The organism is Ralstonia soli, assembly GCF_023955655.1.
Taxonomy (GTDB): Bacteria; Pseudomonadota; Gammaproteobacteria; order Burkholderiales; family Burkholderiaceae; genus Ralstonia; species Ralstonia soli.
In genome coordinates, this window is record NZ_JAMXHT010000005.1 from 392,799 (window position 1) to 409,941 (window position 17,143).

Annotated in this window: 14 protein-coding genes; 7 read left to right on the top strand and 7 right to left on the bottom strand. The window is 65.1% G+C overall.

Features of this window, described 5'->3' with window-relative positions:
- The first annotated feature begins 219 nt into the window (after positions 1-219).
- Both cqsA and NG900_RS14980 read left to right on the top strand, forming a co-directional pair.
- On the top strand, positions 220-1,512 hold the full coding sequence (gene cqsA / locus NG900_RS14975; RefSeq protein ID WP_252681738.1) for an alpha-hydroxyketone-type quorum-sensing autoinducer synthase: 1,293 nt from the start codon (positions 220-222) through the stop codon (positions 1,510-1,512).
- The gene (locus tag NG900_RS14980; RefSeq protein ID WP_252681740.1) at positions 1,509-2,807 is read left to right on the top strand and encodes a sensor histidine kinase; all 1,299 of its coding nucleotides are present in this window, start codon (positions 1,509-1,511) and stop codon (positions 2,805-2,807) included. Before cqsA ends, NG900_RS14980 begins: the two co-directional genes overlap by 4 nt.
- 9 nt (positions 2,808-2,816) lie before the next feature.
- Here NG900_RS14980 and fumC read toward each other — a convergent pair whose 3' ends face one another.
- Entirely contained in the window at positions 2,817-4,214 is a 1,398-nt protein-coding gene (gene fumC / locus NG900_RS14985; protein WP_252681742.1) for a class II fumarate hydratase, read from the bottom strand.
- Between the two features lie 186 nt (positions 4,215-4,400).
- Here fumC and mdtD point away from each other — a divergent pair, with 186 nt between their 5' ends.
- Complete coding sequence (gene mdtD / locus NG900_RS14990) at positions 4,401-5,825, top strand: multidrug transporter subunit MdtD (RefSeq protein WP_252681745.1); 1,425 nt, start codon at positions 4,401-4,403, stop codon at positions 5,823-5,825.
- A gap of 13 nt (positions 5,826-5,838) precedes the next feature.
- Here mdtD and NG900_RS14995 read toward each other — a convergent pair whose 3' ends face one another.
- The 5 genes from NG900_RS14995 to NG900_RS15015 form a co-directional block, all read right to left on the bottom strand.
- Positions 5,839-7,989, bottom strand: coding sequence for an ATP-dependent helicase (locus NG900_RS14995; protein WP_252681747.1), 2,151 nt, complete (start codon positions 7,987-7,989; stop codon positions 5,839-5,841).
- Between the two features lie 73 nt (positions 7,990-8,062).
- Positions 8,063-8,371 (bottom strand): hypothetical protein, encoded by a 309-nt coding sequence (locus tag NG900_RS15000; protein ID WP_252681749.1) that lies wholly within the window; start codon positions 8,369-8,371, stop codon positions 8,063-8,065.
- Positions 8,372-8,471: 100 nt separating this feature from the next.
- Positions 8,472-8,804 (bottom strand): YnfA family protein, encoded by a 333-nt coding sequence (locus NG900_RS15005; protein ID WP_252681751.1) that lies wholly within the window; start codon positions 8,802-8,804, stop codon positions 8,472-8,474.
- Positions 8,805-8,825: 21 nt separating this feature from the next.
- A complete protein-coding gene (locus NG900_RS15010; protein ID WP_252681753.1) occupies positions 8,826-9,830 on the bottom strand; it encodes a TraB/GumN family protein in 1,005 nt (334 codons plus the stop codon).
- A gap of 68 nt (positions 9,831-9,898) precedes the next feature.
- Complete coding sequence (locus tag NG900_RS15015) at positions 9,899-11,080, bottom strand: ATP-binding protein (protein WP_252681756.1); 1,182 nt, start codon at positions 11,078-11,080, stop codon at positions 9,899-9,901.
- 166 nt (positions 11,081-11,246) lie between these two features.
- Here NG900_RS15015 and NG900_RS15020 point away from each other — a divergent pair, with 166 nt between their 5' ends.
- The 4 genes from NG900_RS15020 to NG900_RS15035 all read left to right on the top strand — a co-directional run bounded on the left by NG900_RS15020 (position 11,247) and on the right by NG900_RS15035 (position 15,835).
- On the top strand, positions 11,247-11,660 hold the full coding sequence (locus NG900_RS15020; RefSeq protein ID WP_252681758.1) for a DUF2946 domain-containing protein: 414 nt from the start codon (positions 11,247-11,249) through the stop codon (positions 11,658-11,660).
- Positions 11,661-11,745: 85 nt separating this feature from the next.
- Complete coding sequence (locus NG900_RS15025; protein WP_252681760.1) at positions 11,746-14,058, top strand: TonB-dependent receptor; 2,313 nt, start codon at positions 11,746-11,748, stop codon at positions 14,056-14,058.
- A 20-nt stretch (positions 14,059-14,078) separates the two neighbouring features.
- A complete protein-coding gene (locus NG900_RS15030; RefSeq protein WP_420804159.1) occupies positions 14,079-15,332 on the top strand; it encodes a sialidase family protein in 1,254 nt (417 codons plus the stop codon).
- The gene (locus tag NG900_RS15035) at positions 15,329-15,835 is read left to right on the top strand and encodes a thioredoxin domain-containing protein (protein WP_252681764.1); all 507 of its coding nucleotides are present in this window, start codon (positions 15,329-15,331) and stop codon (positions 15,833-15,835) included. The genes NG900_RS15030 and NG900_RS15035 overlap by 4 nt, the downstream gene beginning before the upstream one ends.
- Before the next feature lie 266 nt (positions 15,836-16,101).
- Here NG900_RS15035 and NG900_RS15040 read toward each other — a convergent pair whose 3' ends face one another.
- Complete coding sequence (locus tag NG900_RS15040) at positions 16,102-17,010, bottom strand: 5'-nucleotidase, lipoprotein e(P4) family (RefSeq protein ID WP_252681766.1); 909 nt, start codon at positions 17,008-17,010, stop codon at positions 16,102-16,104.
- Positions 17,011-17,143: the final 133 nt, after the last annotated feature.

Sequence of the window (17,143 nt, forward strand, 5' to 3'; positions counted from 1 at the left end):
CATTCGATTTAATCCGAAATCCTCGGGCGCCCGTCGCACACACCCCGGGGTCGCGCAAAAGCGGTGCGTGCGTTGCCATAGCGGTTGCCCGGCTGCGTCAACGCCAAGACTCGCGTGCACGCGCGTGCCATGATGGCGCCTTGGATTTGCATCCACGGTGGCTGATGCAAGGCCACCGGCGTTTGGTCTCTCCGCCACCGACCTGACGATGAGGCCTTCATGACCACCCTGCCCACGCACGTTCCCGCTTCTTTTATCCCCAGTCAGCCTTCGCCCGCCGCCCCGCCGCTGCCGGAATGGATTCTTGCCCGCATGCGGACGCATTTCGATGAGCGCATGGCCAAGCTCTGGGGAGGCGACCATCTTCTGCATGGCCGTATTCCGGGGCCGGATGCTCTATTCCTGAACAGTAACGACTACCTTTGCCTGCTTGGCGAGCGGCCTCTCGTGCGCGCGCAGGCCCGTTCGCTGCTGGGCCACTCGCCTGAGTTGCTCATGTCGGCCGTGTTTCAGCATGGCGATACGCCACAGCACCGTGTTGAGCATCGCCTGGCCACGCTCATGCGGGCGGAATCCGGGTTGATCACGCAATCGGGATGGGCAGCCAATGTCGGCTTGATCCAGTGCATCGCAGGCCCGGGCGTGCCGGTCTTCATCGACATGAACGCCCACGCCTCCTTGTGGGAGGGCATCAGCGCGGCCGGAGCGCAACCGGTTCCGTTCCGTCACAACGACGTCGATCACCTTGGGCGCCAGATCGAGCGCGCGGGGCCGGGCATCATCGTGGTGGATTCGGTATACAGCACCACCGGCAGCGTCGCGCCGCTGCGGGAACTCGTCGAACTGGCTGAGTCGAGCGGTTCCGGCATCGTCGTGGACGAGTCGCACTCGCTGGGGACGCATGGGCCGGGCGGGGCGGGTCTGGTGGTGCAGTTCGGACTGGAGCGGCGCGTGCATTTCCGGACCGCCTCCCTGGCGAAGGCCTTTGCCGGGCGTGCCGGGTTGATTGCCTGCGGTGGCCAGTTCAAGGAGTTTTTTGCGGTGGAGGCGCGTCCGGCCATTTTCAGTTCGGGCTTGTTGCGGCATGAGCTTGCCTGGTTCGAGGCCGCCGCCGACTTCATTGCTGCCGCCAACGAGCGGCGTGCGCGCCTGCATGCATTGACCCGCACCGTGCGTGCCGGCATTGCGGCGCTGGGCTACAACATCGGCGGCGGCACGGAGCAGATCATTGCGTTGGAGGCCGGCACGGAACCCCAGGTCAAGGTGCTTCGCGATGCCTTACAGAAGCGGGGCATTTTTGGGGCAGTATTTTGTGCCCCCGCCACGCCCAAGAATCGGGCGTTGATGCGGCTGACGCTGCATGCCAAACTTATCCCCGCGCAAATCGACCGCCTGCTGTGCACGCTGGCCGATATCCGCGATGAGGTGGGGCTGGAGAACTGGCCGTCTACGCGGCGCATGCGCCGTCCCGCGGCGGCCGATCAACACAATGCATGTCTGGCAGACTCATGACCGACACAGAGGGTGGAGTATTTGAAGGCAGCTTCGGCCGCTGGCCGCTGGGCGTGTGGCAGCGCGTCGTGGCGTCTTTGACGAGCGCGGCGCTGCTCGATGATGAAAGCGCAGCGCGGCTTCGACGCATCCGCTTTGTCGGCGCGCTTGGCGTGATCGGGCACCCGCTTTACTACGCAATCTGGTCTTACGTTTTTCCTCAGCCGTACGAAAACGTTTGGTTGCGGGCGCTCTGCACGCTGCTGTTCCTCCCCTTGCTGTTTGCCAACCGGTTGTCGCAGTACAAGTGGCTGCCGGCCTATGCGCTCTTCGCGATCACCGCGGGGTTGCCCTTCGCCTTTATCTTTTTCTACCTGGAAAACGCCGGCACCATGGTGTGGGCCGAATCCGTGGTGATTGCAGTGGTCATCCTCTTTCACTTCAGCACGGCGTTCGCGATGATTTCGCTGATCAGCGGCGCCGTGGTGGCCACCATGCTGTTTCTGGCGGTGGGGCATGCGGCTACCGCATTCCCATGGTATGCGCTGCTGGAACAGCTGCCCGTGCTCGGGTTTGTCGTTGCGGTGCTGGTCGTCATCAAGATCGACCGGCAGATCCTGGTCGAACAGAAGCAGCGAGGTGTGGCGCTGGCCCTTGGCACCGTCGCCCACGAACTGCGCACGCCACTGGCAAGCCTTGCGCTGACAGCACAAGGCATTCAACGACGCCTGCAGGGCGGGGTGCCGGCGGACTCGCCCGACTTGCCTGCCTTGCACCAAGCCATCGAGCGCATGCGCACCGACGTTGCTCGGGCCAACACCAGCATCGAATTGCTCCTGGCCAACTCAAAAGACCCGCAAACCGTGAGCACCGGATGGTTTGATCCGCACGACGCCATCTGTTCGGCCATTGCGGCGTTCCCGTTCGAGCCCGGCGGCCGTGAGCTCGTGCAGATTGCACCCAGCGCCGGTGTGCGGGTTCTGGGCAACGCCAAGCTCTTTGAGCATGTCATCACCAATCTGACGAAGAACGCGCTGGAGGCAATCCAGCGTGTCGGGAAGGGCGACATCCAGATTGGCTACGCACTGGCTCCGCAGACGGTGGAGGTGGTCGTGCGCGACACCGGCGCCGGCGTGTCGCCCACCGTGCTCAAGCGGATGTTTCAGCCATTTTTTTCCTACCCGGCGCATCGCGGTACGGGTATCGGGTTGATGTTCTGCAGCAAGGTCCTGCGCAGCTGGGGCGCGAGCATTTCGTGCCGATCGGTCGAGCACGAATACACCGAGTTCCGCATCCGTTTCCCACAGGCGCGCTGAATTGTCGGCCTATTTGCCGACCATGTTTTCCGGCTGCACCCACGCATCGAACTGCTCGGGCGTGACATAGCCCAGGGCCAGCGCGGCCTCGCGCAGGCTCGTGCCTTCCTTGTGCGCCTTCTTGGCGATCTGCGCCGATTTGTCGTAGCCGATGTGCGGGTTGAGCGCCGTCACCAGCATCAGCGAGCGCTGCACCAGCTCTTCGATACGCGCGCGGTTGGGCTCGATGCCCACGGCGCAGTGGTCGTTGAAGCTGCGCATGCCGTCGGCCAGCAGGCGCACGCTGTGCAGGAAGTTGTAGGCAATCATCGGTCGGAACACGTTCAGCTCGAAGTTGCCCGATGCGCCGCCCACGTTGACGGCGACATCGTTGCCGAACACCTGCGCACACAGCATCGTCACGGCCTCGCTCTGCGTGGGATTGACCTTGCCCGGCATGATGGAAGAGCCCGGCTCGTTTTCTGGGATGGAGATTTCACCCAGCCCGCTGCGCGGGCCGCTTGCCAGCCAGCGGATGTCGTTGGCGATTTTGGTGAGGCTGGCGGCCAGTGTCTTCAATGCACCATGCGCAAACACGAGGCCATCGGCCGATGCCATGGTCTCGAACTTGTTGGGTGAGGTGACGAAGGGCAGGCCGGTCAACTGCGCCAGCTCTGCTGCCACCTGCTCCGCATAGCCGGCCGGCGCGTTCAGACCGGTGCCGACGGCTGTGCCACCCAGCGCGAGCTCGCACAGGTGCGGCAGCACGGCGTTCAGGTGCGTCTCGTTGTGCTGCAGCTGGGCGACGTAGCCGGAGAACTCCTGGCCGAGCGTGAGCGGCGTGGCGTCCTGCAGATGCGTGCGACCGATCTTGATGATGTCGTCAAACTCGGCAGATTTTTTGGCGAGCGTGTTACGCAGGGCGCGCAGCGAGGGCAGCAAGTGGTGCGTGATGGCTGTCACGGCGGCCACGTGCATCGCCGTGGGGAACACGTCGTTGGATGACTGGCTGCGGTTGACGTCGTCGTTCGGGTGCACGAGGCGCGCTTCGCCGCGCTCGCCGCCGAGCAGTTCGCTGGCGCGGTTGGCCAGCACCTCGTTCATGTTCATGTTGGTCTGCGTGCCCGAGCCCGTTTGCCAGACCACCAGCGGGAATTCGTTCGGGTGCTTGCCGGCGATGACTTCGTCGGCGGCGGCGATGATGGCGTTGGCCTTGTCCGCAGGCAGCAGGCCGAGCCGCTCGTTGACGGCGGCACTGGCACGTTTGATGCGAGCGAGCGCGTCAATCAGCTCGCGCGGCATGCGGTCGCCGGCAATGTCGAAGTTCTGCAGCGAGCGTTGCGTCTGCGCGCCCCACAGATGGTCGGCAGGGACTTCAATGGGGCCAAAGGTGTCGCGTTCAAGGCGAGTGGCGGTGGGGGTGGTCATGGCGAGAGCGAGGGCACGAGGTGACGGGGACGAACGCTCCAGTATAGGCAGAGCCCAGTGCCCTTGTTGGGGGTAGGGCGGATGGCCAGTAGGGCCAGGCGGCGCCGTTTTGCCGGGTACACCGTTTGCGAGCCCGGGCGTGGCACGCCACAATGGCGGCTCCGCCGCACGCCCCACTGCCTCGCCATGTCTTCTTCCGCTTCTGTCGACAAATCTCTCAAACCGTTACTCTGGCTGGTGGCCATGGGTCTGTTCATGCAGACGCTGGATTCCACCATCGTCAACACGGCCTTGCCGGCCATGGCGCGCAGCCTGTCGGAAAGCCCGCTGAAGATGCAGTCGGTCATCATCGCGTACACGCTGACGACCGCCATGCTGATGCCGGCCTCCGGCTGGCTGGCCGATCGCTTTGGCACACGCAAAATGTTCTTCGCGGCCATCTTCCTGTTCACGCTCGGCTCGTTGCTGTGCGCCGAATCGCGCAGCCTGACCATGCTGATTGCCTCGCGCGTGGTGCAGGGCGTAGGTGGTGCACTGCTGATGCCCGTGGGGCGCCTGACCGTGCTGCGCGTGGTGCCGCGCGAGCAGTTCCTGCCGGCCATGAGCTTCGTCACCATTCCGGGGCTGATCGGCCCGCTGATCGGCCCGACGCTGGGCGGCTGGCTGGTGCAGGCGGTGTCGTGGCACTGGATCTTCCTCATCAACATTCCGGTGGGCGTGATCGGCGCGCTGGTCACGCTCAAGGTGATGCCCGATGTGCGTGCGGACGATGACACCCGCTTCGACTGGTCGGGCTATCTGATGCTGGCCTTCGGGATGGCGGCGGTGTCGTTCTCGCTCGATGGACTGTCCGAGCTGGGCTTCCAGCACGCCACAGTGCTGGTGCTGCTGATCCTCGGGCTGGCTGCGCTCACGGCGTATTGGCTGCATGCGGGGCGTGTGCCGGGGCCGCTGTTTCCGCGCACGCTGTTCGGCATTCCGAGTTTTTCCATCGGCGTGCTGGGCAACCTGTTTGCGCGTATCGGTAGCGGCGGCATGCCGTTCCTGATTCCGCTGCTGCTGCAGGTGAGCCTGGGGTACTCGCCCTTGCAGGCAGGGCTGATGATGGTGCCCGTGGCTGCTGCCGGCATGGCCGCCAAGCCGCTGGGCACCTGGGCCATCAAGCACTTCGGTTATCGCCGCATGCTGTTTGTGAACACGCTGATGGTCGGGCTGATGATGGCCAGCTTTGCGGTGATGACGCCCAACGTGCCGGTGTGGCTGCGCATCGTGCAACTGGCGGTGTTCGGCACGTTCAATTCGATGCAATTCACCGCGATGAACACGCTCACGCTCAAAGACCTGACCGGTCCGCTGGCCAGCGCGGGCAACAGCATGCTCTCCATGGTGATGATGCTGTCGATGAGTCTGGGCGTGGCCGCCGCCGGTGCGTTGCTCACGGGCTTTACCGATTTCACCGCCGGGCCGGAAGGGCGCGACACGCTGGCCGCGTTCCACAAGACCTTCGTCTGCGTGGGCATCATGACGGCGGCAGCGGCGTGGATCTTCGCGCAGCTCTCGCGCTACGAGTCAACCCAGGTGGTCAAGCGGCCCGAGATGGAAGTGCATTGACTGCGCGAACACGTTACTTCTTCCAATAGCCGCGCATCGTCTTGGTGAGGTCTACCTTGGCGGCGGCGCGCGCTTCCGCTGCCGGGTCCGCACCGGGCTCGGGTGCAGGCCATGCGCAGGCCTCGAACAGCGGCAGCAGCGCGGGCGGAATGAAGCGCGTGCGCGAGGCGTAGATGTGGCGGTCGCCGTTGGGCGTCTGCTGCGTGACATAGAAGCGCTGCGGCACCAGGATGTCGAGGTGCTCACGCGCGCGCGTCATCGCCACGTACAGCAGGCGGCGCTCCTCTTCCAGTTCCTCATGCGAACCGGCGCCCAGGTCGGCCGGCATGCAGCCGTCCACGGCGTTGAGCACGTACACCGCCTTCCACTCCTGGCCCTTCGATGAATGGATGGTCGAGAGGATCAGGTAATCCTCGTCGCGGTACGGGTCGCCGGATTCATCGCTGGTCAGCTCCGGCGGGTCGAGCGTCATCTCGGTGAGGAAGCGTTCGCGCGTGGCATAGGTGGCGGCCATGCGGGCGAGCTGGTCCAGATCGCCCTGCCGCACGGCGGCATCGTCGTGCAGGCGCTCCATGTGCGGCGTGTACCAGGCACCCACGGCTTCCAGTTCGCTGGCCCATGCGAGGCTGTCTTTCGGCGTGCGCAGGGTTTGCATCAGCGCCATCAGCGCGGCCCAGTCGCCGGCCAGGCGTGCGGGCGGTTCGTAGGCGAGCAGCGCAGCAATCGGGTCCACGGCCTCGGCCATGGCGTCGAGCACGCGTGCGGCCGTGGCAGGGCCGGCACCCGGCAGCAACTGGATCACACGAAACCCGGCGATGCGGTTGCGCGGGTTCTCGGCCCAGCGCAGTACCGAGAGCACGTCTTTCACATGCGCCGCTTCCAGAAACTTCAGGCCCCCGTATTTCACGAACGGGATGTTGCGGCGCGTGAGTTCGATTTCCAGCGGCGCGCTGTGGCTTGCGGTGCGGAACAGCACTGCCTGCGATTTCAGCGCGAGGCCGCCTTCACGCTGATGCAGCACCTGTTCGGCCACGCAGCGCGCCTGATCGGCCTCGTCGCGCACCGAGATCAGCCGCGGGCGATGTGTCGACGCGCGGTCCGTCCACAACGTCTTGGCGAAACGCTCGGTGGCAAAGCGCATGACGCCGTTGGAGGCATCGAGGATGGGCTGCGTCGAGCGGTAATTGCGCTCCAGCAGCACGGTGTGCGCCGGCCGCGAGAAGTGCCGCGGGAAGTCGAGGATGTTGCGCACCGTTGCCGCACGAAACGCATAGATCGATTGCGCATCGTCGCCCACCACCGTCACGCCGCGGCCATCGGGGCGCAGCGCACGCAGGATGGACGACTGCAGCCGGTTCGTATCTTGGTATTCGTCGACGAGGATGTGGTCGAAGCGCGCGCCGATTTCCGCCGCCAGTTCGGCATCGGACACCATCGCGTGCCAGTAGAGCAGCAGGTCGTCGTAGTCGAGCACGTGCTGGGCCTGCTTGGCCTCGACATACGCATCGAACAGCGTACGCAACTGTGCTTCCCACATCGTGCACCACGGGAAGTGGTGCTTGAGCACGGCGTTGAGCGGGCTCTCGGCGTTGATGGCGCGCGAGTAGATGGCCAGGCACGTCTGCTTGAGCGGGAAGCGGCGTTCCTTGGTCGACAGGTTCAGTTCGTGGCGCACGACGTTGAGCAGGTCTGCCGAGTCGCTGCGGTCGTGGATGGTGAAATCGGGCGCGAGGCCGACGCGATCAGCGTACTCGCGCAGCAGGCGCGCGCCAATGCCGTGGAAGGTGCCGGCCCAGGGGAGGGTGGTCTTGTACGACGTGCCGGCGGCGTTCAGTGCATTGTTTGTGCGTTCGCCCTGCATGGCGCGCGCCAGCAGGTGGCCAGCGCGGTTGGACAGCTCGCTCGCCGCGCGACGGGAGAATGTCAGCAGCAAGACGCGCTGCGGATCGGCCCCGTTGGCCACGAGGTGCGCCACACGCCAGCCCAGCGTGTGAGTCTTGCCCGAGCCGGCGCCCGCGAGCACCAGCAGCGGGCCGGTTTCCGCTGCATCTGCCCCCGAAATGCCGAACTCGACTGCCTTGCGCTGCTGGTCGTTCAGTTGGGCCAGGTAACCCGGGGTGACCGGGGTATGGGCAGTGTCAGGGGTGGGGGAGGCGGCAAGCACGGCGGGCGTCACAGAAAATAACTGTACAAATATACAGCACTGTGATGCCGGCGACGGCGGAAAACGGGTGGGGTCAGATACCGTCCCGCAGCTTCTTCGCAACGTCCTGGGGCGAGGTTCGCTGATTGACGGCGTCCACCAGGTCCGCCAGGAACCAGGGCAGGACGAGTTGCGTGTTCGGATCGCTCAGGCCGACGTGCAGCCTCTGCCGGGTTACCGGTTCGGTGCGTTTGGCGGATTGCGCGGGCTTGCTGTGCGCAAGCATGGCCTGCAGCTCCTGATCGCTGAAGGCGGCGGGCGACGTGGTCAGGGCGGAGGCCGCCGTAGTGACGAACATGAGCGTCGACGTTACGAGCAGATGTTTGAGGGTGGTGGCAGGCATCGGGGCCTCCAAAACGGTTGGATGAACGGGGCGGCAGGCAGCGATGATCCCGCATCGGCGCGTGGCCGCGCCTTACGGTTCCGTTGCAATCAGCAAAGCATCAGCCGGCCTGCGGCTGCAGGGCGATCACCGCCATCCCCACCAGTGCAATTGCTGCGCCGCCGATATCCCAGCGTGTGAGGGTGACGCCGTCGACCACGCGCAGCCACACCAGCGCCACGGCGATGTACACGCCGCCATATGCAGCATAGGTGCGGCCGGCAGCGATGGGGTGCAGCGTGAGCAGCCACGCGAACAGCGCGAGGGAGGCGGCTGCGGGCAGCAGCAACCAGAGGGACTTGCCCTGCCGCAATATCAGCCACGGCAGGTAGCAGCCGACGATTTCCGCCACGGCGGTGACGGCAAACAGCAAGGCAATCCGAAGCAGTTCCAACAGCGTGACTCCAGTTCAGTGTCAGTGCGAGGCGGGCAACACCGGTGTGACCGTAAAGCCGCGCGCTGCCAGCAGTGCTGGAATGCCCTTGGGCCCGATCATGTGCAGCGCGCCCACCGCGCCAAACACGCGCTGGCCGTTGGTATGCACACGCGCGATGTTCTCGGCCATGGCGCGGTTGCGATTCGTCACCAGGCGCTCGAAGGCGCGCTTGTCCGACGGTGTCTTCAGGCAATCGCACCATTGCGGATAGTGTTCGAGCGTGCTGAGGTCGCTCTCGGCCCAGGCGTTTGCGAGCGTGAGCGTCTGCGTGCGGGCCTCGCCCGATTCGATCGCGTCGAGCACGGTATCGAACTGCTGCGCGACTTCGTTTTTCGGCACGATTTCATTGAGCACGCGCACCTGCTCGGCCAGCGTTTCGAGCGGCACGATGGGCAGGTTCTGCCGCTTGGCGTAAGTGGTCAGGAACAGGTCGATGCCGAAATCGGGGTAGAGCCCGTCGGTGCGCGCGCCCAGCACCGCCAGCGAAGCGAGCTGCATGGTCGGTTCGAACTTGCGGATCTGCGTGAGCGCGGCGTCGGGCAGGCACGCCGCCGCGAGCAGCTTGTTGAAACGTGCACCGCGCTTGCCGGTCAGGAGCCGGCGGTCGTCGCGAGTGGGCAGCGGGGTGAGCGATGCGCGGTCGGCGTTTTTGTCGAGCAGGTCGAGTTCGAGCGCAATGGCGTCAACGTGCTGGAGTGCGTCGCGCACAGCGGGCCCGGGCAGCATCCAGTCGGCGCGCGCAACGTGGATCGTGCCGTAGAGCCATGAGATGCGGCCGTTTCTTTCAATGCGCCAGAGCACGCCGTGGTCTGTCGCGCGCTGGGCAGCGGCAGCCCAGCCGTCCTTGGGGGCAAAGCTTGCGGCAGGCGGCGGGCAGTTGGCGGGGGCTTGCACAGGTGCGTCTTGCGCGGCGGCCGCGCCGATGCCCGCCAGCAGGCACAGCGCCGCCGTCAATGTGCGCCACGTGGTGCGGTGGTGTGCCATGTGCCTCATCCCTCGGCAGTCCTGTGAATGCAATGCGCGCAGTGTAACGGCCGCCGGTGATGGCGCCATTACGTGCTCAGGCGCGGCGGTACGGCATGCGTGCCCCGCGTCTCACGAAACCACAGCGCCAGGCTTTCGTCTTCGAGCGCATAGGCGCCGCGCGATTCCTTCCAGATCAGGTTCTTGTCGCGCAGCGCATCGAGCGCAGCCTGCACCGTGGCCGTGGAGAACTCGCTGTGGCCGAGTTTTGCCGCATACGCCTTCATCGAGTCTTCCGAGAACGGCGAGTAGCCTTGCCCGCGCTCGATCAGCACCGCCAGCACGGCGCGCTGGATTTCGGTCAGCGCGGCGTAGTCGCTTTCGATTTCGCCCCAGATGCGGTCGCGGAAACCCTGCGCGCCGCGCTTGAGCAGTTCGCCCAGGCTGGCGGCTTCGCCGAGTTCCAGTGCGATCTCGCTGACGATCCCTTTGAGCATCTCTGGCCGGTGGCCGACCAACTGGAAGGCGGCGAACATGTCGTCTTCCTTGAACTGGTTGTTGGGCGCCAGGTGCTGGTTGACCCACGCCGTATACGCCGACACATACGGCCGCCCCAGCAGCGGAAAGTTGGTCACGCGCGAGCCGAAGAACGGTTGCGTGCGGTTGAGCAGCAGGTTGGCGAGCTTGTCGCGGTTCGACCCCGTGAAGACCAGGAACAGGCGGGGCTCTTCCACGCCCTGGTTCATCTGGTCGCGTGCGGCCTTGAGGGCGAACATGGCGTTCGTCCCCGCCTCGGTGGACAGCGCGTGCTGTGCCTCGTCGATGATCAGCACGACCGGCCGCTGGACGGCCTTGTAGAGCACATCCAGCGCATCGGCCAGCGTGATGCCCGGCGGCAGACCGATCTTGCCGAGGTTGAAGGTGAATGTGCGCAATACGTCCACTTTTTCCATGCCGGCCTGTTTGGCCAGCTTGGCGATCGGCCCGTCGAACTGGGCGAGCTTGGACTTGATGGCGTCGGCGATGAGGTGGCCGGGGTCGCGGGCGCGGTCGGCCCACAAATCCACGTAGATGGCGACCCATTTGCGGCGCTCGACCTCGGGCACCAGGTCTTCGCGCAGGAAGGTGCTTTTGCCGGTGCGCCGGGGTGCTGCCAGGAACAGGCCGGAGCGCGCGTCGGCCAAGCCCTTGCCCTCCAGGCTGTCGCACAGCGTGTTGGCGAGGTCCTGGCGGTGGAAGTTGAAGCGGCCGGTATCTGTATCGGAATCCATGAAAGCTCCGTTTTAGACCTGATTATTGGAATCGGTATAAATTATAGCCAATCCAATAATTAAGGCTAATTCTGCCCGAATCCGGCTTCACGCGGCACTGTGCCGCAGGCAAATCGAGGAACTGTGTGCAGCGCTATACTCCACACATTCTGACGTTGCACCCCTCATGCTCCATCGCCGCTGGCTCTTCCTCGTCTGGCTCGCGATCGTACTGAACGTACTGTCGCCGGTGCTCGCGTCTGCGCGCGCAGCGCAGACGGGCACGCTCGCCGTCGAGCTGTGCAGTGCCACGGCACGGCATGACGGAACAGCGGGCAGCACCGTCCAGATTGCCGTCGATCTGCAGGGCGATGGCTCCGCCGACGATTCGGCAGCCCACCACAGCGTGGCGCATTGCCTGTACTGCCCGGGGTTTGCCGCCGGGTTTGCGCTGGCATCCCCGCCGGCGCTGGATGTGCCCATCGCCCATTTCGCCTATCGCGTGCGGCAGCCGGCCAGCCCGGCACCGGTGTACGCGCGCAGCGCGCTGCGCGTGGCCGAGTCGCGCGCGCCTCCGGTTTCTCCGTCGTTGTCGATCTGACGCGCCTGCGGGGATTGAACTCCGTGGCGCCTTTGCGTTTGGCCTCCTGTTCGGCCAGCGCCATCGCAATCCGGAGACCATCCCGATGTCATCCCACAAGCGCACTGCGGCCGCCGGCCCCAGGCGCACGCTGGTGTGCCGAGCCGCGCTCGCGCTGAGCGCTGCGGCACCGCTGTCCGCCTTTGCTGCAGACGACGCGGCCCCCGCGCCCGTCACCCAGGAACTCGCGCCCACCGTGGTGCGTGCCAACACCACCCCCGCGCCGTTCGCCCGCAACACGCCGGCCGTCGTGCAGACCGTGACGGCTGACCAACTGGCCGACCGCAACGTCGTCACCACCGAAGATGCGGTCAAGTACCAGCCCAACGTGATGGTGCGCCGCCGCTTCATCGGCGACCGCAACTCCATCTTCGCCGGCCGCGATTTCAACGAGATTCAGAGCGCACGCGGCCTGCTGTACGCAGACGGCATCCTGCTCTCGAACCTGCTGGGTTCCAGCTACAGCTTTCCGCCGCGCTGGTCGATGGTCGGGCCGGATGATCTGGCGCGCGTCGACATCCTGTACGGGCCGTTCTCGGCACTGCTGCCGGGCAACTCGATGGGAACGACCATTTCGATGACGCTGCGCCGCCCCGAGACCTTCGAGGCCGCCGCGCAGACGCAGGTGATGAGCCAGCATTACAACGATGCGTACGGCTTCTCGCGCAACGTCACCGGCAATCATGAGAGCGCCTCGCTGGGCGATCGCATCGGCAAGTTCTGGTATGCGCTGTCGGTCGATCGGCTGGAGAACGACAGCCAGCCGATGCAGTACGCCACGCCCAACTCTAGGTTGACGGCGGGTGGCACGCCGGTGCCGGTGACGGGCGCCAGGCAAGACCTCGGCCCCAACGGTCAACCCCGCGTGATCCTGGGGCCGCAACTGTTGGAGCGCACGCAGCAACTGCAGGAAACGCTGCGATTGGGCTACGTTTTCAGCGATAGCTTGGAGGCATCGCTCACGCTGGGCCACTGGGAGAACCACTTCAACGATCAAGCCGTCAGCTTCCTCCGCGACGCTGCTGGCAACGTAGTCACTGGCGGCAATGTGCTGATCAACGGTACGCCGTACACGATTGCCCAGAACACCTTCGCCCCGCAGAACGGCGATCAGGAAAACTGGCTCTACGGCCTGGGCGTGAAGGGCAAACTCGGCGGCTGGAAGATCGACACCAACGCGTCCGCCTACAACGTGTCGCGCGACATCCTGCGTGCGTCCAACACGGCGGCCGGCAATGGCCCCGGCACGGTGTTTTACGGCGACGGCACGGGCTGGTCCAACTTCGACATCAAGGCGACGTCGCCCACGGTGTCGGGCCACACCTTCACGACGGGCTACCACGTCGACCAGTACCACCTGCGCAACCAGACCTTCAACGCAACCAACTGGTCGGCGGAAACGCTGTCCACGTTGAAATCCAGCTACCAGGGCGATACGCAAACGCAGGCCGTCTTCCTGCAGGATGCGTGGGCCTTTTCGCCGCGCTGGCTGGCCACGCTGGGTTTGCGCTATGAGAATTGGCGCGCCTACAACGGTCAGTTGGGTAACGGCGGTACGACGCTGGGCTACGCCAGCCGCACCGAAGATGCGTTCTCGCCCAAGGCGGCCATCCAATGGCAGGCCACGCAAGACACGCTGCTGCGGCTGTCGTATGGCCGTGCGGTGCGCTTCCCGACGGTGGCGGAACTGTTCCAGGGCACGATCAGTGGCAACACCATCGTCAATAACGACCCGAATCTCAAGCCCGAGCGCGCGAACGACTTTGACTTCACCGTCGAGCAGGCTGTGCCTTACGGTGTGCTGCGCACCAGCCTGTTCCAGAGCGACGTGCGCGACAGCATCTACACGCAGACCAACATCACCGTTACGCCCAACGTGACGAACGTGCAGAACGTCGATCGCGTGCGCACGCGCGGCATCGAGCTGGCGTACTCCGGGCATGACGTTTTGCAAGGCGCGGGCGTGCGCGGTGTGGATGTCGAGGCCAACGTCGCCTTCACGCAATCGAAGACGCTGGCCGATGCGGCCAACCCGACCTACGTCGACAAGACCTGGCCACGCATGCCGCGCATGCGCGCCAACCTGTTTGCCAGCTGGCACGCCACGGCGGATTGGACGGTGGGCGCAGGCGTGCGCTATTCCGGCCGCCAATACGGCACGCTCGACAACACCGACGTGCTGCCCAACGTCTACGGTGGCACCAGCAGCTTCTTTACGGTGGACCTCAAGGCCAGCTATCGCGTCGACAAGCATTTCACGCTGGCGCTGGGCGTCGACAACCTGACCGATCGGCGGTATTTCGTGTACCACCCGTATCCGTCTCGCACCTTCTATGGGCAACTGAAATGGCGTCTGTAATGAATTCGACTTCCCGGTGGATGGCAGGCCTGCTGCTGGCTTTGGCAACGACGGTTGCCTTTGCGCACGAAGGCCACGATCACGGCGCCATGGCCAGCACGGCTGCAGCCCAGCCACAACGCGCGCAGCTCGCCACCACGGCTGCGTTCGACAAGGCGGGCCGCCTGTGGGTGACGTGGGCGGAAGGGCCGCACGTCGTGGTGGCCTCGTCCGATGACTTCGGCAAGACGCTCTCCAGACCGCAGCGCGTGAACCCGCAGCCCGAGCCGATCTACACCGACGGCGAGAATCGCCCGAAAGTCATCGCCAGCCCGGACGGCGCGCTGTACGTGAGCTGGTCGCGTCCGCTCGATGAACCGTACACGGGCTTCGTGCGCTTCTCACGCTCGCTCGACGGCGGCAAGACATGGAGCGCGCCGGTGACGGTCCACCACGATCGTCAGCCGATCACGCACCGCTTCGATTCGATTGCCGTGGACAGCGCCGGCCGCATCTTCGTCACGTGGATCGACAAGCGCGACCTGCTGCGCGCGCAAGCCGCCAAACAACCGTACGACGGTGCGGCGGCGTACTACACCGTATCGACCGACCGTGGCGCCACCTTCGCCCCCGAGCGCAAGGTCATCGACCAGACGTGCGAGTGCTGCCGTATCGCGCTCGCGCCCGATGCCGACGGCCACATGGTCGCGCTGTGGCGCAACGTGTTTGCCGGGCAGATCCGCGATCACGCGTTGACCACGTTGCCGGTCGCGCTGTCAGCCGATCGCGCGCCGCTCGCCATCGCGCGCGCGACGTTTTCGGAATGGCGGGTCGATGCATGTCCGCACCACGGCCCGGCGCTCGCCATCACGGCCGATGGCGTACGGCACATGGCATGGTTCTCGGTCATGAACGACAAGCCTGGGCTGTTCTACAGCCGGCTCTCGGCCGACGGCAAGCCGATCGGCGGCGCATGGGCGTTTGCTGGTTCGGCGCAGGCGGGCGCGCAGGCATCGCACCCCGCACTGCTTGCGACGGACAGTGCGCTGTGGCTGGCGTGGAAGCAGTTTTCCGACGACCGCATGCAGATACTGCTGCGCAAATCGACGGACGGCGGCGCGCACTGGACGGCCCCCGCGAGCGTGGCGAACACCAATGGCGGCAATGACCATCCGCAACTGCTCGCGCGCGATGGCCATGTCTTTCTGTCATGGCGCACGCAGAGTGAGGGCTACCGCCTGATCGACGTGACCAGCGCCGTTACGGCCAACGCAACACTGGAGGCATCGCAATGAACATTCGATGGAAATCGCTGGCGATGGGCGTGGCGTTGTCTGCCGCTGCGTTTGCTGTGCACGCGGCCGGTGCGCTGCAATTTCAGCCGCTGCATGCACGCGATGTGCCTGCGTTGCTGCAGACGCCGCAGGCGCGCCCGCTCATCGTCGAGATCTGGTCGCTCGAATGCAGCTACTGCCGCGACAACATCGCGCGCATCGCGCAATGGCGGCGCACCGCCAAGCGGAACGTGGACGTGGTGATGGTGGCGATGGACGGCCCGGACCAGGCCGAGATGCTGAACCGCGCTCTGGCGCCGCTGGCCCGCGACAACAAGATCGGTCTTGCACGCGTGCCCCAGTACGCCAATGCCGAAGACATGCCGGAGCGCCTGCGTGCCGCGCTCGACCCCGGCTGGCAGGGCGAGATGCCGCGCACGATCATCCTGCGCCCCGATGGCAAGCGCCATGCGTCGAGCGGTTTGCTGACACCGCAGGCATTGGATGCCGCGCTCAGGGATTAGTCAGAAAGCGGCACAGACCCCCCTCGTTGTTGGGGTATGGCGGCGTACGTGCCCTTTTTTATAATGGCCCCGCTTTGTGAATTCCGGCGCATTGCTCGTTCACAAAGCACACCCGACCATCTTTCGTCGTCAAAGGCTAAAGGTGTTAAGCCCGCCCGCCCCCCGGCCCGCGGGCTTTTTCTTTGGTGATGTTCGCCAAAAGAAAACCCCGGAAGACGGGGATCTTCCGGGGTTGTTCCACCGTGGTGGGCGGATGCTATAAGCGCTCAGCGCCCATCCCACGCCGTGCGGGTCGCCGCCTTTTTGAACAGGCGGCGGTTGTCATCGGTGGGCGGCGGTTCGGAGTCGCCGAAGATCGCGGCCAGCCAGTGGCCATCGGTCGGGTTGGGGAACAGCACGAACTTGCGGCCGAACTGGTCGCGCTCGCTCTCCATCACCTTCATCCGCTCGTCGACATTCTTGACGTAGAACTTGCGGCGGAAATCGTTGAGGTTGTCGCCCAGGTACACCACGACGTCGAACTTCTTGGCGATCTCGTCCTGGCGCGGCTGCTTGTTGCTGGTGTCTCGCAGCACGGTCAGGTGATCCGTGTCGGCGTAGGGCGCGCCCAGCACCTTGAGGTGCTTCATGGCGTAGTCGTAGGTGTGCTCGTCCTGATCGCGGCTCGTTACGTAGAAGACCTCCACGCCGTTGTCCTTGCAGAACTGCAGGAAGGCCCGGGAGCCCGGCGACGGCACGATCTGGTCGCGCGGGATCCACTTGTCCCATTCAGGATCGTTGAAGAAATCCTGGTTCTGGTTGATCAGGTAACCCCAATAGGCCAGCGGCAGCAGGATCGTGTCATCCATGTCGGTAATGACCGCCAGCGGCTTGTCGCCCGGCTTGCGGTTCTTGACTGCCGCCTCGACGTGCATGCGCGCAATGTTGAATCCCTGGTAGTACAGCGCGCGGTATTCCGCCGCCGTTTGTTTCCACGCTACCGCGCCAATCAGCTGGTTGTTCAGCCCTTCGCCGGACGGCCCGAGCGTGTTGGGCTTGGCCGCGGCGGTCGGCACTGCAGCGGCGGGCTGGCTGGGCAAGTTGCCGGTCTGCGCGCAGGCGGTACTGAGTAGCCCTGCAACCACCAGGCTGGTCAGCGTCCGGATGCGATGGCCGCCGCGAACGGTTGAAAACATAGGCTGTCCCCTGTGAATGTTCGAAAAATAATGGTGAGAAAAACACGATCGCAAACTGCGCGACGGCAAAGTATTTCACAGGCGAACGGCAGTTCACACTGCAACATTCTTTGCGTATTGCACAGTCTTCTAG